Source organism: Nocardiopsis alba, from assembly GCF_000710955.1.
In the GTDB taxonomy this organism is placed as follows: domain Bacteria; phylum Actinomycetota; class Actinomycetes; order Streptosporangiales; family Streptosporangiaceae; genus Nocardiopsis; species Nocardiopsis alba.
The window spans coordinates 675,273-694,173 of record NZ_BAZE01000001.1 but is presented as its reverse complement, the minus strand read 5'-3'; the positions used below and the strand labels follow the sequence as shown (position 1 = coordinate 694,173).

The 18,901-nt window shown below is 69.8% G+C and carries 18 protein-coding genes; 10 read left to right on the top strand and 8 right to left on the bottom strand.

Going from position 1 to position 18,901, the window contains the following annotated elements:
• Positions 1-48: 48 nt before the first annotated feature.
• Positions 49-792, top strand: a complete 744-nt coding sequence (dapB, locus tag TR33_RS02930; protein WP_081536525.1) for a 4-hydroxy-tetrahydrodipicolinate reductase — start codon at positions 49-51, stop codon at positions 790-792.
• 69 nt (positions 793-861) lie between these two features.
• Here dapB and TR33_RS02925 read toward each other — a convergent pair whose 3' ends face one another.
• From TR33_RS02925 to TR33_RS02910, 4 genes are all read right to left on the bottom strand, one after another.
• Complete coding sequence (locus TR33_RS02925; RefSeq protein ID WP_026124949.1) at positions 862-1,545, bottom strand: class I SAM-dependent DNA methyltransferase; 684 nt, start codon at positions 1,543-1,545, stop codon at positions 862-864.
• A 42-nt stretch (positions 1,546-1,587) separates the two neighbouring features.
• Positions 1,588-2,133 carry an NUDIX domain-containing protein gene (locus TR33_RS02920; protein WP_017534219.1) on the bottom strand — a complete coding sequence of 182 codons (546 nt, stop codon included), beginning with the start codon at positions 2,131-2,133 and terminating at the stop codon, positions 1,588-1,590.
• Between the two features lie 84 nt (positions 2,134-2,217).
• On the bottom strand, positions 2,218-3,090 hold the full coding sequence (locus TR33_RS02915) for a 1,4-dihydroxy-2-naphthoate polyprenyltransferase (RefSeq protein WP_017534218.1): 873 nt from the start codon (positions 3,088-3,090) through the stop codon (positions 2,218-2,220).
• Between the two features lie 91 nt (positions 3,091-3,181).
• Positions 3,182-3,736 (bottom strand): GNAT family N-acetyltransferase, encoded by a 555-nt coding sequence (locus TR33_RS02910; RefSeq protein ID WP_017534217.1) that lies wholly within the window; start codon positions 3,734-3,736, stop codon positions 3,182-3,184.
• A gap of 84 nt (positions 3,737-3,820) precedes the next feature.
• Between TR33_RS02910 and TR33_RS02905 the strand changes: the two genes are divergently transcribed.
• The 9 genes from TR33_RS02905 (at position 3,821) to TR33_RS02865 (ending at position 14,496) form a co-directional block, all read left to right on the top strand.
• The gene (locus tag TR33_RS02905; protein WP_081536526.1) at positions 3,821-4,201 is read left to right on the top strand and encodes a phage holin family protein; all 381 of its coding nucleotides are present in this window, start codon (positions 3,821-3,823) and stop codon (positions 4,199-4,201) included.
• Positions 4,202-4,566: 365 nt separating this feature from the next.
• The gene (gene dapA, locus TR33_RS02900; RefSeq protein ID WP_026124947.1) at positions 4,567-5,538 is read left to right on the top strand and encodes a 4-hydroxy-tetrahydrodipicolinate synthase; all 972 of its coding nucleotides are present in this window, start codon (positions 4,567-4,569) and stop codon (positions 5,536-5,538) included.
• A complete protein-coding gene (locus TR33_RS02895) occupies positions 5,535-7,220 on the top strand; it encodes a ribonuclease J (RefSeq protein WP_014910328.1) in 1,686 nt (561 codons plus the stop codon). Before dapA ends, TR33_RS02895 begins: the two co-directional genes overlap by 4 nt.
• Before the next feature lie 220 nt (positions 7,221-7,440).
• Positions 7,441-9,924, top strand: coding sequence for a DNA translocase FtsK (locus TR33_RS02890; protein ID WP_014911452.1), 2,484 nt, complete (start codon positions 7,441-7,443; stop codon positions 9,922-9,924).
• Between the two features lie 144 nt (positions 9,925-10,068).
• A complete protein-coding gene (locus TR33_RS02885) occupies positions 10,069-11,190 on the top strand; it encodes a helix-turn-helix domain-containing protein (RefSeq protein ID WP_042281162.1) in 1,122 nt (373 codons plus the stop codon).
• 194 nt (positions 11,191-11,384) lie between these two features.
• A complete protein-coding gene (gene rimO, locus TR33_RS02880) occupies positions 11,385-12,818 on the top strand; it encodes a 30S ribosomal protein S12 methylthiotransferase RimO (RefSeq protein WP_014908402.1) in 1,434 nt (477 codons plus the stop codon).
• Positions 12,815-13,420: a CDP-diacylglycerol--glycerol-3-phosphate 3-phosphatidyltransferase gene (pgsA, locus tag TR33_RS02875; protein ID WP_017534215.1), complete on the top strand. Its 606-nt coding sequence runs from the start codon at positions 12,815-12,817 to the stop codon at positions 13,418-13,420. Before rimO ends, pgsA begins: the two co-directional genes overlap by 4 nt.
• A 12-nt stretch (positions 13,421-13,432) precedes the next feature.
• Positions 13,433-13,993 carry a CinA family protein gene (locus TR33_RS02870; protein WP_017534214.1) on the top strand — a complete coding sequence of 187 codons (561 nt, stop codon included), beginning with the start codon at positions 13,433-13,435 and terminating at the stop codon, positions 13,991-13,993.
• A 146-nt stretch (positions 13,994-14,139) separates the two neighbouring features.
• The gene (locus TR33_RS02865; RefSeq protein WP_014909677.1) at positions 14,140-14,496 is read left to right on the top strand and encodes a helix-turn-helix domain-containing protein; all 357 of its coding nucleotides are present in this window, start codon (positions 14,140-14,142) and stop codon (positions 14,494-14,496) included.
• Positions 14,497-14,607: 111 nt separating this feature from the next.
• On the opposite strand, the gene TR33_RS02860 is transcribed toward TR33_RS02865, so the two are convergent.
• The 4 genes from TR33_RS02860 to TR33_RS02845 all read right to left on the bottom strand — a co-directional run bounded on the left by TR33_RS02860 (position 14,608) and on the right by TR33_RS02845 (position 18,821).
• Entirely contained in the window at positions 14,608-15,072 is a 465-nt protein-coding gene (locus tag TR33_RS02860) for an RrF2 family transcriptional regulator (RefSeq protein ID WP_026124946.1), read from the bottom strand.
• Positions 15,073-15,307: 235 nt separating this feature from the next.
• Positions 15,308-16,774: a glycoside hydrolase family 3 protein gene (locus tag TR33_RS02855; RefSeq protein ID WP_017534212.1), complete on the bottom strand. Its 1,467-nt coding sequence runs from the start codon at positions 16,772-16,774 to the stop codon at positions 15,308-15,310.
• 122 nt (positions 16,775-16,896) lie between these two features.
• Positions 16,897-17,844, bottom strand: coding sequence for a carbohydrate ABC transporter permease (locus tag TR33_RS02850; RefSeq protein WP_014911970.1), 948 nt, complete (start codon positions 17,842-17,844; stop codon positions 16,897-16,899).
• The gene (locus tag TR33_RS02845; protein ID WP_014910379.1) at positions 17,841-18,821 is read right to left on the bottom strand and encodes a carbohydrate ABC transporter permease; all 981 of its coding nucleotides are present in this window, start codon (positions 18,819-18,821) and stop codon (positions 17,841-17,843) included. The genes TR33_RS02850 and TR33_RS02845 overlap by 4 nt, the downstream gene beginning before the upstream one ends.
• Positions 18,822-18,901: the final 80 nt, after the last annotated feature.

The following is an 18,901-nucleotide window of genomic DNA, read 5'->3' as shown; positions in this document are numbered from 1 at the left end:
AGGTCGCACCACGCCGAACGTCGTCGTCGACTCCGGTACGCTCGTGCCGTGTTCAAGGTAGGAGTTTTCGGCGCCGATGGGCGCATGGGGTCAGAGGTCGTCAAGGCGGTTCGGGCCGCCGACGACATGGAACTGGTCGCGGGCGTGGACAGCGCCGACGACCGTGACGCGGTACTGGGGGCCGACTACGTCGTCGACTTCACGCATCCCGACGTGGTGATGGACAACCTGGAGTGGCTGATCGCCAACGGGATCCACGCCGTGGTCGGGACCAGCGGCTTCGACGAGGAGAAACTGGCCCGGGTGCGCCGCATGCAGGAGGCCCGCCCCGGGGCGAAGGTGCTCGTCGCGCCGAACTTCGGTATCGCGGCGGTGCTGATGATGCACTTCGCGAAGAAGGCCGCGCCCTACTTCGACTCCACCGAGATCATCGAGCTGCACCACCCGAACAAGGCCGACGCTCCCAGCGGTACGGCCTACCGCACCGCCGAGCTGGTCGCCGAGGCGCGCCGCGAGGCCGGCACCGCGCCGATGCCCGACGCCACCACCTCCGAGATCCCCGGCGCCCGTGGCGCCGACGTCGAGGGGGTCCGTGTGCACGCCCTTCGGATCCAGGGGCTGATCGCCCACCAGGAGGTCGTGTTCGGTACCGACGGCGAGACCCTCAAGCTCCGCCACGACTCGATGAACCGCACCTCCTTCATGCCGGGGGTGCTGTTGGGCGTGCGCAAGGTCGCCGATCTGTCCGAGGACCTCACCCTGGGCCTGGAGCCGTTGCTCGGTCTCGACTAGATCGAGATCCGTCCGCTCCCGTGACGGTACGTCGGCCCCCGGTACACGCGTACCGGGGGCCGAGCCGTCTCACCCCTTCCGGCGGCAGGTGAGGAAGACCTGGGTCTCCGGGGGCGCGTCCCCGCCCTCGGGCTCGTAGACGACCGCGCGCTCGCCCTCGACGGCCAGGCCCGCGGCCTCCACCACGCGCCGCAGCTCCTCGCGGGGATAGCCCGACACCCGGAGACTCGCCCCCAGGAACGGGATCGGCGCGTCGTCCAGGTCCGTCTCGACCATCGACAGACACAGGGTCCCGCCGGGCACCAGGGCCTCCCGCACACGGGCCAGGGCCTCGGGGATCCGAGCCCTGGGCAGGCACAGCAGGGAGAAGAAGGCCACCACCGCGTCATAGGACGTCCCGTCCGGATCCAGATCGACGATGTCCGTGCGGTGGAACTCCGCTTCGGGCACGTTGCGGCGGGCCAGTTCGAGCATCCGTTCGGAGATCTCGAAGCCGGTCACCCTCATACCGGCGTCGACCAGCCGGCGGGCCGTGGGCAGACCGGTGCCCGAACCCAGGTCGAGCACGCGCGAGCCTGCGGGCAACGTCTCCAACAGGCGTCGGACGTGCTCCTCCTGCCCCTTCTTGTCGGGGAACACCTCGTCGTAGCGCTCCCCGATGAGGTCGAAGGCGTGCGCCTGCGCGGAGGCGCGTTCGTCCCATGAACGGGGGTCGTGGGCGGGGGATCGGGGGTCGCTGTGGTCGCTCGGCACGGTCTTCGCTCCCTTCCGGGGCACGGCGGCGCCCCGGTGGCCTCACCCGCGCGGGGAACCCTCCCCGCCGGCGGGACGGTGGTCGGGCAGGACGGTCCTCCCGTCCTCCAAGTAGACCGGGCCGCCCCCATGGTCGTCCACCGCGACGGCGGCGAGCATGCGACGGGCCGTGCCCTCGGGCAGGTACTCCGGGATCCTCCCGGGGCGGACCCACTCCCATCCGGACAGCTCCTCCGGCTGGAGGGAGAACCGGTCCTCCGAGGGCACCTCGACGCGGAACAGCCACTGGAGGGCGGCGGTGCGCGGATACCGGGCGGGCACCCAGTCCACGACCAACGGACCGCGGACGGTCGCCGTCACGCCCAACTCCTCGGCGATCTCCCGTCTACAGGCGGACAGGGGCGACTCCTCCGCCTCGACGATCCCGCCGGGGATCCCCCAAAGGGCGTCGCTCTCATAGGCACGGCGGACCAACAGCACGTCCCCCTCGGGGGAGCGGATGAGCGCGCCCGCCGCGCCCCGGGTGGCGGGCAGGGAGGCGAAGAACCTCTCGTCGTCGCGCTCTCGGGCGGAACGCTCCATGGCCATCGCTCCTTCGAAGGTCGGCGAACGTGGCGAACGGGGCCAGGGTGTCATGGACGTACCTCCGGCCCCGCCGCGACGTGCCCTTCGTCAGCCCAGGGCCAGGGCGATGGAGAACAGGAGCCCGAACGCCATCTGGAGCCGGCCCGTCTCGCCCAACCCCAGCACCAGGTCGCGCCCCACCTGACCACCGAGGACACGGCGCAGCGGCGGTACGGCCAGGGGCGCCGACAGCAGGACCGCGGGCACCCACCAGGAGACGGGGAGCAGCGCGAGCGCGAACACGTACGAGGCGACGATCATCGTCGCGAACATACGGCGGGTCCCCGTCTCGCCCAACCGCACGGCCAGGGTGATCTTCCCGGTCTCCCGGTCGGTGGGGATGTCGCGCAGGTTGTTGATGACCAGCACCGAGCAGGAGAGCAGCCCGACCGGGACCGAGGCCACCCAGGCCTGCCACGGCGCCGACTCCAACTGGACGAACACGGTGCCCACCACGGCCACGACACCGAAGAACACGAAGACCGAGATCTCGCCCAGACCGCGGTAGCCGTAGGGGGTACGACCGCCGGTGTAGTACCACCCGGCCGCGATCGCCGCCACGCCCACCAGGAGCAGCCACCATGAGGTGGTCGCCACCAGGACCAGCCCCACGACACCGGCGAAGGCGAAACTCCCCAGCGCCGCGCCCAACACCTGGCCGGGCCGCGCCGCGCCGGAGGCGGTCAACCGGGTCGGGCCGGTCCGCTCCTCGGTGTCGGTGCCCTTGACGCCGTCGCTGTAGTCGTTGGCGAAGTTGACCCCCACCTGGAGGGCCATCGACACCACGAGCGCGAGCAGGGCCTTCCACCACACGAACCCGTCCAGCGCGAAGGCCAGGGCGGTTCCCACCGCCACCGGGACGATCGAGTTCGGAAGCGTACGGGGGCGCAACCCCGAGACCCATTCACTGACCGTGGCCACGCGCCGGTCCTCCAGTTCGATACGGGGCGCGCGAGGGCGCGCCACAACAACCACCCCACGGTAGTGCCTGACCGCCCTCGCCCGAGACCGGCTACTCCGAGATCGCCGCGTGCAGTCGCGCCATGGGCAGGGTCCGGCCCATGTCGATCTCCCGTCGGGCGCCGTCCGCCCGCCAGCCCGCCGCCTCCAGGAACCCCCGCAGGGCGTTCTCCTCCTCGGGGACCCACACGTGCACCGTGCCGAAACCGCCCTCCACCAGGTGATCCACGCAGGCGTTCACCAGCCGGCTACCGTGTCCCTCACGCGCCCGCTCGGGGTCCACGTGCAACGCGAACAGTTCGGCGTCCTTGGCCGGCCACAGGTCGGGGTCGCCCGCCGGCCCGAAGGCCGCGAACCCCACGACGTGCCGCTCGCCGCCCACCTCGTCGGTGGCCACCACCAGTCGATGCCTGGAGGTGGGCGGGGACTCCAGGGCCTCCGTCCACTGCTCACGGAAACTCCGCGCGGCCTGGGGGCCGGACATCTCCTCGGCCACCTCGTCGGGCAACAGACCCGAGTACACCGCCCGCCACGACGCCACCTGGAGCTCCACCACCCGGTCCACGTCGGCGACACGGGCGGGGCGGACGAACTGGGCACTGGACACTGAGGGCCTCCTCTGAAGGTTCCCGTCCGGGCGGGGCGGTGCCGGAGTTTCCGGAGCTTGCCACGGCATGGGAACATCTACGGTGTGAGCCTCATTATCAGAGTTATCGTGAACGCACTCGCCCTTTGGGCGGCTGTCTTTCTGATCGACGGCATCGATGTCGGGACCGACGACACCGTCGGACAGATCGTCGTCTTCCTCGTCGTCGGTGCGATCTTCGGTGTGGTCAACGCGATCATCAAACCGATCGTCAAAACGGTCGGCTGCCTGTTCTACGCTCTGACCCTGGGCCTGATCGGCCTGGTCGTGAACGCGTTGCTGTTCCTGCTCACGGAGTGGATCGCCGGGCTGTTCGACCTCCCCTTCCACATCGACGGCTTCTGGCCCGCCTTCTGGGGGGCCATCGTCGTCGCCGTCGTGAGCTGGCTGCTGAGCATGTTCCTGCCGGACCAGAAGGACGACTGACCCTGTCGACAACCCCGAACACCACCCCTTCCGAACGTGGTGACCCCGGGTCCCGTCCGAGTGGCGAGGGCCCGGGGCGGGTAGGTTCACACTCCCGGTGACGCTCTCCCACCTCGACCGACGAGGACGGGGAACGAACCGGACGCCGCCTCCGACACTCGTAGGAGCGGAGCGACACAGACTTTCCCGCGTCCGGCCCACAGGGCCGATCGCGGTGGCGGACGTACAACGCCGCCCCACCCGTGTACGGAGAAAGCACCCGCCACGGGACATGTAACGACTGTTTCCGATAGGACACGGAGAGGAGGAGGGGCATACGAGGGCCCGCGCCTCGCGGTATCGGGCCCGAGAGCCTTTCACACGTGATGGTTGACACCAAGAACCGCCCGTTCGGCAAGATGCTGACCGCGATGGTCACCCCGATGCTCGAGGACGGCGAACTCGACTACGAAGGCGCCGCCAGACTCGCCACCTACCTGGTGGATGAGCAGCACAATGACGGCCTCGTCATCAGCGGCACCACCGGTGAGTCGCCCACGACCAGCGACGAGGAGAAGGATCGCCTGCTCCGCACGGTCGTCGAGGCCGTCGGCGACCGAGCCCAGATCGTCGCGGGCGTGGGCACCAACGACACCCGCCACAGCGTCAAGCTGGCCAAGGCCGCGGAGAAGGCCGGCGCGCACGGCCTCCTGGCGGTCACGCCCTACTACAACAAGCCTCCCCAGGAAGGCCTGATCAGGCACTTCACGGAGATCGCCGACACCACCGAACTGCCGGTGATGCTCTACGACATCCCGCACCGCACGGGCACCCCGATCGCCTCCGAGACGCTGGTCCGGCTGGCCGAGCACCCGCGGATCGTCGCCAACAAGGACGCGAAGGACAACGTCGGCGCCAGTTCCTGGGTGATGGAGCGCACCGACCTGGCCTACTACTGCGGGACCGACATCCTGAACCTGCCGCTGCTGTCGGTGGGCGCCGCCGGTTTCGTCAGCGTCGTCGGCCACATCGTGGGCAGCGACCTCAAGGACATGATCGACGCGTTCGAGGCGGGCGAGGTCGGCCAGGCCCTGGCCATCCACCGCCGCCTCACCCCGGTCTACACCGGTATGTTCCGCACCCAGGGCGTCATCACCACCAAGGCGATCCTGAACCTCTTCGGCCTGCCCTCCGGCCCCGTCCGGACCCCGCTCGCCGACGCCTCCTCCGAGCTCCAGGCCCTGCTGCGCGAGGACCTGGCCGCCGCGGGGGTCAAGGGCCCGATCGGGCTCGCCCCGCACCAGGCGGTTCCGGCCAGCGCCGTCCGCGTCGAGCGCCTCACGGAGGGTTCCGTATGAGTCACCCGCACCCCGAGCTCGGCCCGCCCCCGCCCCAGGGCGAGGGCGTCCTGAGGGTCGTCCCGCTGGGCGGTCTCGGTGAGATCGGCCGGAACATGACGGTCTTCGAGTACGCCGGCAAGCTGCTCATCGTCGACTGCGGCGTGCTCTTCCCCGAGGAGGAGCAGCCCGGCGTCGACCTGATCCTGCCGGACTTCGACTACATCCGGGACCGCCTGGACGACGTCGAGGCGATCGTGCTCACCCACGGGCACGAGGATCACATCGGCGGTGTGCCGTTCCTGCTGCGTGAGCGCGCCGACATCCCGATCGTCGGTTCCAAGCTCACCCTGGCGCTGATCAGCGCCAAGCTGGGCGAGCACCGCATCAAGCCGGTGACCGTCCAGGTCGAGGAGGGGGAGAAGCAGGACTTCGGCCCCTTCGGCCTGGAGTTCTTCGCGGTCAACCACTCCATCCCGGACGCGCTGGCGGTCGGTATCCGCACCCCCGGCGGTACGGTGCTGCACACCGGCGACTTCAAGATGGACCAGCTTCCGCTGGACGGCCGCCTCACCGACCTGGCCGGCTTCGCCCGGTTCGGCGACGAGGGCGTCGACCTGCTGCTGTCGGACTCCACCAACGCCGAGCAGCCCGGTTTCGTCGTCGGCGAGCGGAACCTGAACGAGGCCATCGACAAGGTGTTCCGTCAGGCCGAGAAGCGCATCGTCGTGGCCTGTTTCGCCTCGCACGTGCACCGTGTCCAGCAGGTCATCGACGCGGCCACCGCGCACGGGCGCAAGATCGCCTTCGTGGGCCGCTCCATGGTCCGCAACATGAACATCGCGCGCGACCTGGGCTACCTCAGCATTCCGGGCGACACGATCGTCGACGTCAAGCAGCTCGACAAGATGCCCGGCGACGAGGTCGTCCTGGTCTGCACCGGTTCGCAGGGCGAGCCCATGGCCGCCCTCAGCCGGATGGCCAACCGAGACCACCAGATCCGGATCGAGGAGGGGGACACCATCCTGCTGGCCTCCTCGCTCATCCCCGGCAACGAGAACTCGGTCAACCGGGTGATCAACGGTCTGACCCGCTGGGGCGCCAAGGTCGTGCACAAGGGCAACGCCCTGGTGCACGTGTCCGGACACGCCTCCGCCGGCGAGCTGCTGTACGTGCTCAACATGGTGCGTCCGCGCAACTTCATGCCGGTGCACGGCGAGTGGCGCCACATGCGGGCCCACGCCGACCTGGCCAAGCTCACCGGTGTCCCGGCCGACAGGGTCGTCATCGCCGAGGACGGCGTGGTCGTCGACCTGTACAAGAACCGGGCCAGGATCGTCGGCGCGGTCCAGGCCGGTTACGTGTACGTCGACGGCTCCTCGGTCGGCGACGTCACCGAGGCCGCGCTCAAGGACCGTCGCATCCTCGGTGACGAGGGCTTCATCTCCGTGGTCGTGGCCGTGGACTCCAACAGCGGCAAGATCCTGGGCGAGCCCGAGATCCACACGCGGGGCGCGGGCATCGGCGCCGACGCCTACGACGACGTCATCGACAAGCTCCAGGACGCCCTGGACCGGGCCGCCGCCGACGGGGTCAACGACCCGCACCAGCTCCGGCAGCTGATCCGTCGCAGCACGGGGCGTTGGGTGAACGAGACGTACCGTCGTCGCCCGATGATCATCCCCGTCCTCGTCGAGGTCTGACCCGACGGGACACGTCACGTCGAACGGCCCGGAACGCCCCTGGCGCTCCCGGGCCGTTCGACGTGTCCGACCCCCTTCGACGTCGTGCCCGGTGGCCGCGCACGACACGCCGGTCCCCCTTCGTGCCTCGGGGTGGACGCCTTAGTAGGCTTCCCGCCGTGCCGGGACGCTGTGTCCGGGCTTCGAGAACGACCCGGTCCCCGTGGAGGTGACCCCCTCAATGGCCACGCGCGCCTCCTCTGGCGGCTCCAAGCGCAAGAAGACCACCGCGCGCAGACCCGCGGCCGCCAAGCGCATGCCGGACGGCCCCATCGCCTACGTGGTCACGCTCTTCGGGCAGTTCCTGCTGGTCCTGTGGAAGCTCATCGCCCATACGGTGGGAGGGGCCGCTCGAGCGGTCGGGCGCAGCGCCCGCGACCTCGACCCCGACCTGCGGCGCGACGGGATCGGGCTGGTGCTGCTGGCCCTGGGCATCCTCGTGGCGGCCGCCGTGTGGTGGCAGAGCGAGGGACCGTTGCTGGAGGCCACCCGCATGGTGGTCGTCGGTGGTTTCGGCACCTTCTCACCGATCCTGCCGCTGCTGTTCCTGCCCATCGCGGTGAAGCTGATGCGCACCCCCGGCAGCGCCAAGGAGGGCGACGCCGGACGGCTCTTCATCGGGATCACCGCGATCATGCTCGGCCTCCTGGGGCTGATCCACATCGCCCACGGCATCCCCCAGCCCGCCGACGGGATCGAGGGGCTCCAGAACGCGGGCGGACTCATCGGCTTCGTCGCCTCCGGTCCGCTCAGCTCCATCGTCACCCCCTGGCTCACCGGCCTCCTGCTCGCCCTCGTGCTGATCTTCGGTGTCCTGGTGGTGACCGCGACCCCCATCCGACGCATCCCGGACCGGCTCCAGACGCTGTTCACCGCCCTGATGGAGCGCGACCCCGGGCCGGACGCGGGGATCGGCATCCTCGGCGCCGACGCGGAGAAGAAGCCGACCCGCAAGCGCAGGCCCAAGAAGCGGGCCGAGGACACCGAGACGGTCGCCGGCGACCACGAGCGCCCCTACGACAGCCCGGTGCTCTCCGACGCACCCGAAGGCCCGGAGCCGATCGCCCCCGCCCTCACCGACGAGGAGGAGGCGGCCGCCAAGCCCGCCAAGAAGAAGTCCAAGGCCAAGGCGCCGGTCCCCGATCCGACGCCTCCGCCGGTCGCCACCGAGCAGCTCTCCCTGCCCTCACGGGTGGTCGAGGGCGACTACGAGCTTCCGCTTCCGACCATGCTCAAGCCGGGCACGCCGGTCAAGCCGCGCACCAAGGCCAATGACGAGGTCGTCTCCGCGCTGTCGGGGGTGATGGGCCAGTTCAAGATCGACGCCGAGGTCACCGGGTTCACCCGGGGGCCGACGGTCACCCGCTACGAGATCGAGCTCGGCCCGGCGGTGAAGGTCGAGAAGGTCACGGCGTTGTCGAAGAACATCTCCCTGGCCGTCAAGAGCGCCGACGTGCGCATCCAATCGCCGATCCCCGGCAAGTCCGCGATCGGTGTGGAGATCCCCAACACCGACAAGGACATAGTGAGCCTGGGCGACGTGCTCGGGTCCACGGCCGCCACCTCCGACGACCATCCCATGCTGGTCGGGCTGGGCAAGGACGTGGAGGGCACCAACGTCGTGGCCAACCTGGCCAAGATGCCCCACGTGCTGGTCGCGGGCGCCACCGGCGCCGGTAAGTCCACCTGCATCAACGGGCTCATCACCTCGCTGATGATGCGCGCCACCCCCGACGAGGTGCGCATGATCCTGGTCGACCCCAAGCGGGTCGAACTGACCATGTACGAGGGCATCCCTCATCTGATCACCCCCATCATCACCAGCCCCAAGAAGGCCGCGGAGGCCCTCCAATGGGTGGTGGGGGAGATGGATCGCCGTTACGACGACCTGGCCGCCTCCGGGTACCGCCACGTCGACGACTTCAACGCCGCCGTGCGCACCGGTGAGCTGAAGGCCCCGCCCGGCAGTGAACGCGAGTACGAGCCCTACCCCTACCTCCTGGTCATCGTCGACGAGCTCGCCGATCTGATGATGGTCGCCCCGCGCGACGTGGAGGACGCGGTCGTGCGCATCACCCAGCTGGCCCGCGCCGCCGGGATCCACCTGGTCCTGGCCACCCAGCGGCCCAGCGTCGACGTGGTCACCGGTCTGATCAAGGCCAACGTCCCCTCCCGCCTGGCCTTCGCCACCTCCAGCCTCGCCGACAGCCGGGTCATCCTCGACCAGCCCGGGGCGGAGAAACTGGTCGGCAAGGGCGACGCCCTCTTCCTCCCCATGGGAGCCGGAAAGCCCATCCGGCTCCAGAACGCGTGGGTGGGGGAGAAGGAGATCCGCGCGATCGTCGACCACTGCAAGAAGCAGGCCGAACCCAGCTACCGCGAGGACGTCGCGGTCGAAGGGGCGAAGAAGAAGGAGATCGACGAGGACATCGGCGACGACATGGACCTGCTGTTGCAGGCGGTCGAGCTGGTGGTCACCACCCAGTTCGGATCCACGTCGATGCTCCAGCGCAAGCTCCGTGTCGGCTTCGCCAAGGCCGGTCGACTCATGGACCTGATGGAGAGCCGGGACGTCGTCGGCCCGAGCGAGGGCTCCAAGGCGCGGGACGTCCTCGTGCAGCCCGACGATCTGGCCGCGGTCCTGACGGACATCCGAGGGGGTTGATCCTCTGGCGCGCCCGCCCGATCCGCCCCGTCCGTGTCGCCCGATTTGGTGCGATCTTGGCGGTGCCTTAGGGCGTGGTGCGCCCCACCGGGCGGGTAGTGGTAGCAGAGTGGAGTCGCATAGGCACTGAAAGTCGCGGGGGGAGTGCGCATGGCGACGATCGGCCAGACCCTGTCCGCCGCACGGATCGCGGCGGGGTGCTCTTTGGAGCACCTGAGCACACGTACACGCATTCGGATGCAGGTCCTCAGAGCCATAGAGAACGAGGACTTCGTCCCTTGCGGAGGGGACTTCTACGCACGCGGCCACATCCGGAGGATCTGCAAGTTCCTGGGTGTCGACCCCGAGCCGCTCTTGGAGGAGTACGAACGAGAGCACGCCTCCAAGGAGAAGCCCACCTTCGTCCCGCCTCCCAGGCACCCGGCCGCCTCGCCCAAGGCCGCCCGAGCCACGGCGGGCGGCGGAGGAGGGCGGGGCCGTTCCGAGGAGGGCGGCCACGAGATCCCGGCCCGGATCGGGGACGAGGACATCGACCCCGAGCAGCGGGCCGAGAACTGGGGCCACTTCGAACGCAACAAGAGGCTGGCGAAACGGACCGAGCCCGCGGACCGACCCGGTAGACGCCGGCCGGCCGCGGCGGCCGCGGTCCCGGGGCCACGTGAGGGCGAGGGCGCCCGAAAGCGGGACGGTCGAGGACCGGGCCGCGGGGACGATCGACGTCCGCCTCGCGGGCGTCCGGCGGGGGCCCTCGCGGGTCGTGCCGGCCCCGCCGGGGGAGTGCGCCGTCACTGGCCCTGGGCGGTGGTCGGCCTCATCCTGGTCGCCGCCGTCGTGGTCGGTGTCCGGGCCTGGCAGGACGAGGAGAGCGGCCCCGTCCGCACGGCCTTCGACGCGATGCGGGACAAGGAGCGGGACGGCGACGAGGCCGCCGGCTCCGTGGTCCTTCCCGAGGAGGGCGCCGTCGTGGGCAAGGCCCAGGGCGAGGAGGGCGTCAAGGAGGCGGAGGAACCCGAGGAGTTCACCGTCGAACTCAACGGCTCCGGTCGCAGCTGGGTCAAGGTCACCGACGCCGAGGGGGAGAACCTCTTCACGGGCTTCCTGCTCGAAGGCGAGACCCGGGACTACGTCACCGAGGTGCCGTTGGAGCTGTGGGTCGGCAACGCCGGAGAGGTCGCGGTGGCGGTCGACGGAGAGGACCTCGGTCCCAGCGGAGGCGTGGGCGAGGTGAAGGAGTTCACCGTCGGCGCCGAGGGCATCGGTGACTGACCGGGGCCCTCGACCGCGGGCGGAGCGACGATGTTCCGAGGCCGGGGTACGGGCGGGTGAGTCGATCACGGTAGTGTTGGTGGCCGCGGGCGGCGCCGATCGACGCCGTGTCGCGCGCGAACCCGACCGTACTCCGGCCTTCGTTCGCGCCGCGCATCCGCGCCGCTCACAGCTCTCCCACACGCTTGGAAGCCATGTCATCGCGCCGTACTGTCTCACTCGTCACCCTGGGGTGTGCGCGTAACGAGGTCGACTCCGAAGAGCTCGCCGGACGCCTTGCCGCCGGCGGCTGGGACCTCGTCGACGACGACACCGAGGCCGACGTGACCGTCGTCAACACCTGCGGATTCATCGAGGCCGCCAAGCAGGACTCGATCGAGACCCTGCTGGAGGCGGCCTCGTCGGGTGGCAAGGTGGTCGCCGCCGGGTGCATGGCCGAACGTTACGGCTCCGAACTGGCCGACGCCCTCCCCGAGGCCCAGGTGATCGGCTTCGACGACTACGCGGCGATCACCGATCGTCTCGACGACGTCGTCGCCGGACGTTCCCTGGTCCCGCACGACCCTCGCGACCGTCGCACCCTCCTGCCGATCAGTCCGGCCGAGCGCGACGCCTCCCAGGTCCACGTTCCCGGCCACGCCTCCTTCGCCGACTCCGAGGGGGCGGAGGGCACCGAGCTGCCCTACCGCACCTCGATCCCGCGCCGCCGGCTCACCGGCGGCCCGGTCGCCAACCTCAAGATCGCCTCCGGCTGTGACAGAAGGTGCACCTTCTGCGCCATCCCGGCCTTCCGCGGCGCCTACATCTCCCGCCAGATGGACGAGATCGTCCGTGAGGCCGAGTGGCTGGCGAGCGAGGGCGTCCGCGAGGTCTTCCTGGTCAGCGAGAACTCCACCTCCTACGGCAAGGACCTGGGCGACCTGCGCGCTCTGGAGAAGCTGCTGCCGAGGCTGGCCGCTGTCGAGGGGCTGGAGCGCGTGCGCGTCAGCTACCTCCAGCCCGCCGAGGTCCGTCCGGGGCTGGTCGAGGTGCTCACCGGCACCCCCGGCGTGGTCCCCTACTTCGACCTCTCCTTCCAGCACGCCAGCGGTCCGCTGCTGCGCCGTATGCGCCGTTTCGGTGACCGTGAGCGCTTCCTGGAGCTGCTGGCCACCGCCCGTGCCAAGGCCCCGGAGGCCGGGGCCCGCTCCAACTTCATCGTCGGCTTCCCCGGCGAGACGGAGGAGGAGTTCGAGGAGCTGGTGGCCTTCCTGAGCGAGGCCCGCCTGGACGCCATCGGCGTCTTCGGCTACTCCGACGAGGACGGCACCGAGGCCGCCGGCCATGCCGACAAGGTCCCGGAGGAGGTCGTCCAGGAACGCGTGGACCGCCTCAACCGACTGGCCGAGGAGCTCATGGCCCAGCGGGCCGAGGAGCGCATCGGTGACGAGGTGACCGTCCTGGTGGAGTCCGTCATCGAGGACGGCGTCTACGAGGGACGGTCCGAGCACCAGGCCCCCGAGGTCGACGGCAGCACCATCCTGTACGGCGAGGGGCTCTCCGTCGGCGACCTGGTGCGCGCGACCGTGATCCAGGCGGCCGGCGCCGACCTCGTCGCCGAGCAGGACGGGGAAGCCGGGGACAGATGAGCAGCCACGATCCCGCGGCGTCGCCCGCCCCCCAGGCTCCCTTGTGGAACATCGCGAACATCCTCACGATGAGCCGTCTGGTCATGGTGCCGGTCTTCGTGTGGTTCATGTTCCTGGACGGCACGTGGTGGCGTCTGGCGGCCTTCGGCGTCTTCGTGCTCGCGGCCATCACGGACCGCGTCGACGGTGAGCTGGCCCGCCGGCGGAACCTGGTCACCGACTTCGGCAAGATCGCCGACCCGATCGCGGACAAGGCCCTCACCGGCGCGGCCCTGATCGTGCTCTCCGTTCAGGGCGACCTGTGGTGGTGGGTGACCATCGCCATCCTGGTCCGCGAGTGGGGGATCACGCTGCTGCGTCTGGCGGTCCTGCGTTACGGGGTCATCCCGGCGAGCAAGGGCGGCAAGCTCAAGACCGTCCTTCAGATCGTCGCGATCAGCATCTATCTGTTCCCCCTGCACCTGCTGCCGTTCATGGACCTGTTCGTCTGGGTGGCCCACGGCGTGATGGCGGCCGCCCTGGCCGTCACCCTGTGGACCGGACTGACCTACGTCGTGGACGCCGTACGCCTGGCCCGGGCCAAGGGGAACCGGAGCGACTAGAAGGAGCCGGAGATGAACGAGGAGGGGGACCGCGCCGTCCCGATCACGGAGATCGAGCGGGCGGCCGCCGAGGCCGCCCTGGAAGCGCATCGGGCCCTCCTCGCCTCCGGCTCCACATGCGCCACGGCGGAGTCGCTCACAGGGGGCCTCATCGGTGCCCACATGACCTCCGTGCCCGGCTCCTCGGCCACCTACCGGGGCGGACTCGTCACCTACGCCACCGACGCCAAGTCCACCCTCCTGGGGGTCCCCGAGGAGCTGTTGGCCGAGCACGGTGCGGTCCACCCCGACGTGGCCCGTCACATGGCGGTCGGGGCGCGCCGGGCGGTCGAGTCGGACTATGCGATCTCCGTCACCGGGGTCGCCGGCCCCGATCCTCAGGACGGACGGCCCGTGGGGACGGTCTTCGCGGCCGTCGCGGGGCCCGGATCCCGTACCCGGGTCGCCCGGTTCAGTTTCACCGGGGATCGTTCGGGTATCCGCTACCACACGGTCGAAGGTGCGCTCAGGCTTCTGACGACCACCGTTCGTGAGGAGCGAGGAGCAGAGCCCGATAACGACCCTTTCGGTTGATACCCCTTCTCCCATGGAATGGGAACAAAACCACCCCCGGGTGGGGTTCCCCCTCCAGCGAACAGGACGACAAGAGGTGCCCGAATCGGGCGTGGGGCAGGTACGGTGTTGTATATGAAGGTCGCTACCGGTGGGAGGGAGCGCGAATGATGGTCCTGCTTCGTCACCTACTTGGTGACGTGCTCAGGCGGCTGCGGCAGCGCCAGGGCCGCACCCTCCGCGAGGTGTCGGCCGACGCCCGTGTGTCCCTCGGCTACCTGTCGGAGGTCGAGCGCGGACAGAAGGAGGCCTCTTCCGAGCTGCTCTCCTCGATCTGCGGGGCCCTCGGGGTTCCGCTCTCACAGGTGCTGAGAGAGGTCTCCGACCAGCTCGCGCTGGCCGAGCTCCAAGAGGCCGCGCTGCTGGGCGATCCGGTCACGAGCGACCCGGTCCCGGCGCAGGACCTCGGCATCGAGTCCGTTCCCGACCGTGTTCCCCAGGTCGCCGACATGGCGGGTGTCTGAGGACACCCCGTCCGCGTTCGGACGTCGGCCCCACGAAGTCCACGAGGAGCAGGCCCACCCCGAGGGGTGGGCCTGCTCCTTCGTCGTATGCGGGGGTGCGGGGTAGGGCTCTCAGCGATGCGTGTGGTTGACCCAGGACTCGGGGTCCTCGGCCAGGGAACGCACCTGTTCGGGGAGTTCGTTGGTGACCAGGTGCTGGAGGTTGACCCCCTCCAGGATGGCCCGTTCGCTGGCGCGCAGGGCGATCCACACCTGTTGCAGGCTGCGGGCGGCCCCGTCGTAGTCGACGTGCTCGGGGCGTTCCCCGCGCACGTTGGCGAGTGGTCCGTCGACCGCTCGGATGATGTCGGCGAGGGAGATCTCCCCCGCGGGCCGGGCGAGCCAGTAACCGCCGACGGGACCCCGTTGGCTGCGTACCAGGCCTGCTCGGCGTAGCTGGGTGAGGATGTTCTCTAGGAATTTTCCGGGGATGGCCTGCGCGCGTGCGAGCTGCTCGGCCGTCACCGGACCGTCGCCGGCGACAGCGAGCTCTGCGGCCGCGCGAAGCGCGTAGTCGACCCGGGCTGAAAGGCGCATGCTGTGATTATGCCGTGGTTAGAAGGGCGAATGGGGCACCGGACGCCGACGGGTGTCGTCGACGGCCGGGGTGCTACAGGTCAAGAGTACTTCTCCGACCGGGTTTCGGGGACATGGGCGATGTCTCCCCTTCGTTCCCGCCACCGCCGATCGTGGGCGTGTTCCCTGGAGAAAGGCCGCCGGCCCGGTCCCGAGGAGTGGTGGGAGGGACCGGGCCGGGGCGGGGGAGGAGTGGTCAGTCGGCGGTCTCGAGGGCGGCGGCGGACCCCAGGACCTCGGCCGCGCTCAGTCCGTTCACGTGGGCGGCGCCGTAGGTGCTCACGTAGGCGCCGCAGTCGGGACGCCAGATGGGCAGGCCCATCTCCACCACGACCGCCTTGGGGCGGGCCGCCAGGAGGCCGTTCACGAACGCCTGGGCGTCCGGGTAGCGGTGCGCGTCCCGTACCACCACGATCAGGTCGTGGTCGGCCGCGGCGGTCAGGATCGCGGAGGGGTCGTCGGTCTCGGGGGAGACCCGCACGGTGTCGCGGAACCAGGGCCCCAGACCCCAGGGGACGTCGCCCACCGCGACCCCGGCCGGGGCGTCCACCTCGACCACGTACGGGCGCTCCAGCGGGGGCAGTTCGCCGTCCACGCGCACGGCCCGACGGGCGCCGTTCAGGCCGACCGCCCCGGTGGCCTCGGAACGGGTCCGCTCGGCGGAGGAGCGGCCCACCCAGGAGCGCAGACGGGCGTTGCGCTCGGCGGCCTCCTCCAGACGCTCTCCGGTCAGACGGCCCTCGTGGACCGCGCGGACCAGCGCGGAACGGACCTCGGCGACCTGGTCGGCGTAGACGAAACGGCCCAGGCAGAGCAGATCGCAGCCGGCCGCGACCGCCAGCACGCTCGCCTCGGGGATGCCGATGCGTTCGCTGACACCGCGCATGTCCATGGCGTCGCTGACCACGACGCCCTCGAAGCCCATCTCGTTGCGCAGCAGGTCGTTGACCAGGGCACGGGTGAGGGTGGCGGGGCCCTCGCCGCCCAGTCCGGGCATCTCGATGTGGGCGGTCAGGATCGACCGGACCCCGGCGTCGATGACGGCCTGGAAGGGCAGCAGCTCACGGCGGCGCAGCAGGTCGGCGTCGGCCTCCACACGGGGCAGGGTGTGGTGGGAGTCCTGGGAGGTGGCGCCGTGGCCGGGGAAGTGCTTGGCGCAGGCGGCGACCCCGGCCTCCTGGAGACCCAGGACCGAGGCGGCCGAATGGCGGGCCACCAGTTCGGCGTCCGAGCCGAAGGAGCGGGTACCGATGACCGGGTTGTCGTCGGCGACGTTGACGTCCACCGACGGCGCCAGGTCCAGGTTGAATCCCAGGTCGGCGAGTTCCAGACCCAGGGCCCGGAAGGTCTCCCGGGTCAGGTCGGTGTCGTCCACCCGGCCCAGGGCGGCGTTGCCCGGATAGCCGCTGCCTCGGGCCTGGCCGATCCGGGTGACGTCGCCGCCCTCCTCGTCCAGGGAGATCAGCGGGTGGTCGGTGACCTCGCCCAGGCCGGCGTTGAGCGCGGTGATCTGTTCCGGGCTCTCCAGGTTGTTGTGGAACAGACAGACCCCGGAGATCCCGTCCGCCAGCCCCTCCAGGATCCACCGAGGGGCGTGGAGCGACTCGAAGGGCACCAGCAGCGTGGCGTTGGCCAGACGTTCCAATGTCGGATCGTGCGGCATGACGGACTCCGTTCGTGAGCGGGAGATGCCCGGTCCAGAGCAGACGCGTGGCGGGGAAAGGGGGTAGGCGTGAAGGCGGTGGCCCGGGGCGGTACGGTCACGCCGCCCCGGGGAGGCGAGGGTCAGCCCTTGACCGCGCCCATGGTCAGACCGGAGACCATGCGGCGCTGGACGAAGAGGAAGAAGATCATCACGGGGATGGTCAACAGGGTCGACGCGGCCATGATCGGACCCCACTCGGTGCCGAAGCGTCCGAAGTAGTAGGACAGGGTCAGCGGCAGCGTGTAGTTGTCGGTGCTCCGCCCCAGGAAGGTCAGGGCGACGATGAACTCGTTCCAGGCCGTGATGAAGGCGAAGATGCTCGCGGCCACCAGGCCCGGCGCGACCAGCGGCATCAGGATCCGCCAGAAGATCGTCCAGCTGCCGGCCCCGTCGATGGCGGCCGCCTCCTCCAACTCCTTGGGAACGGCGGCGACGAACCCCCGCAGCATCAGGATGGTGATCGGCAGGGACACCGCCGTGTACACCACCAGCAGGCCGGTGAGGTTGCCGAGGAGCTGGATTCCGGTGGCCTCCGACAGGGAGCGGAAGTTGATGAAGATCGAGATGATCATCGCCTCCATCGGCACCATCTGGATGACGATGAGCAGCATGATGAAGGCGGAGCGCAGCTTGAAGCGGAACCTGGCGACGGCCACCGCCGCCAGGAGGGAGAAGAACGCTCCCATCGCGACCGCGCCCAGGGTCACCAGCAGGCTGTTGGTGAGGAAGGTTCCGAAGTTCACCCCGGGGATCAACTGGCCGTTGATCACCCGGTCGAAGTGGGCGAGGGTGGGCGCCTGGGGGATCAGGCTCTGGTCGCGGGTGAAGATCTCGCCCGTCGGCTTGAAGGCCGTGGCGACCATCCAGTAGACGGGGAAGACCGAGAAGACGAAGACGGCGATGCCCGCCACGTACAGGGGAAGGTCGCGCAGACGTCGCAGCGGGCTGCGACGGTAGGTCCTCCCGGTGCCCTGGGAACCCTTGGAGGCGGCCGAGGCGGTCCGGGTGGTCTTGTCGACGGCGCTCATCGGGTCTCCCCCTGGCGGATCATGATGCGCAGGTAGTACGCGGTGACGGCGAGGATCATGACGGTCATGACCACGGCGATCGCCGACCCCATGCCGTAGTTGGCGGGGCTGGCCGTGAATCCCTGCTGGTAGATGTAGTACGAGAGCAGGTAGACGTCCTTGTTCTGGAAGCTGTTCGCCAGGATGTAGAGCTGGGTGAACACGCGCAGGTCCCAGATGATCTGGAGGACCAGCAGCAGGGCGAACAGCGGACGCAGCATGGGGAAGGTGACGTTCCAGAACGCCTTCCAGGCGTTCGCGCCGTCCATCCGCGCGGCCTCGTACAGCTCCGACGGGATGCTCTTGAGACCGGCCAGTACCGACACCGCGACGAACGGGAACGACTGCCAGACGATCACCGAGATGAGGATCGTGAACAGGGGCAGGGGCTCGAGGAACCAGTTGTACTGGAGCCATCCGTCGCCGACCAGCCAGTTCGGGAGGCGGTCGAGGGTGACGTTGACCAGACCGCGTTCGGGCAGGAAGAGCCAGCGGAAGACCAGGGAGGCGCTCAGCGCCGGGGTGGACCAGGCCAGCATCATGCCGATGGCCACGATGGCCGAGAACCACTTGGGCAGCTTGTGCAGCAGGATCCCGATGAGGGTGCCCAGGATCATCGTGATGCCGACCATGAGCACACAGACGACGACCGTGTTGCGCAGGATCGTCCAGAAGTCGCCGTCGGTGAGCAACGTCTGGTAGTGGCCGAAGCCGTTCCACTCCGGGCCCGGCTGGTTCGGCATCAGGTTCCGGGTGGTGAAGCTGGTGAACGAGTACCAGACCATCTGCACGATCGGCCAGAGCAGCACGACCGCGAGCAGGATCACCGAGGGGATGATGAGCAGATAGGGGGTGGGTATCAGGCGGGACCTGGAGCGTGGGGCCTGCTCCGCGGCACCTTCCGGTGCGGCTGACGCTTTGTCGACGGTTCGCGGCATGGTCTTCTCAATCGGGGCGGGGTCGCCCGTGACGGGCGGGCTCGGATCCGGGCCCGCCCGTCACGGCTCTGCGAGGACGG

Coding starts and splice junctions, on each gene's coding strand:
- TR33_RS02895 (WP_014910328.1), top strand. CDS start 5,535: ATGAGTCACCCGCACCCCGAGCTCGGCCCGCCCCCGCCCCAGGGCGAG.
- rimO (WP_014908402.1), top strand. CDS start 11,385: ATGTCATCGCGCCGTACTGTCTCACTCGTCACCCTGGGGTGTGCGCGT.
- dapA (WP_026124947.1), top strand. CDS start 4,567: ATGGTTGACACCAAGAACCGCCCGTTCGGCAAGATGCTGACCGCGATG.
- TR33_RS02890 (WP_014911452.1), top strand. CDS start 7,441: ATGGCCACGCGCGCCTCCTCTGGCGGCTCCAAGCGCAAGAAGACCACC.
- TR33_RS02865 (WP_014909677.1), top strand. CDS start 14,140: ATGATGGTCCTGCTTCGTCACCTACTTGGTGACGTGCTCAGGCGGCTG.
- pgsA (WP_017534215.1), top strand. CDS start 12,815: ATGAGCAGCCACGATCCCGCGGCGTCGCCCGCCCCCCAGGCTCCCTTG.
- TR33_RS02855 (WP_017534212.1), bottom strand. CDS start 16,774: ATGCCGCACGATCCGACATTGGAACGTCTGGCCAACGCCACGCTGCTG.
- TR33_RS02860 (WP_026124946.1), bottom strand. CDS start 15,072: ATGCGCCTTTCAGCCCGGGTCGACTACGCGCTTCGCGCGGCCGCAGAG.
- TR33_RS02920 (WP_017534219.1), bottom strand. CDS start 2,133: ATGGCCATGGAGCGTTCCGCCCGAGAGCGCGACGACGAGAGGTTCTTC.
- TR33_RS02870 (WP_017534214.1), top strand. CDS start 13,433: ATGAACGAGGAGGGGGACCGCGCCGTCCCGATCACGGAGATCGAGCGG.
- TR33_RS02850 (WP_014911970.1), bottom strand. CDS start 17,844: ATGAGCGCCGTCGACAAGACCACCCGGACCGCCTCGGCCGCCTCCAAG.
- TR33_RS02845 (WP_014910379.1), bottom strand. CDS start 18,821: ATGCCGCGAACCGTCGACAAAGCGTCAGCCGCACCGGAAGGTGCCGCG.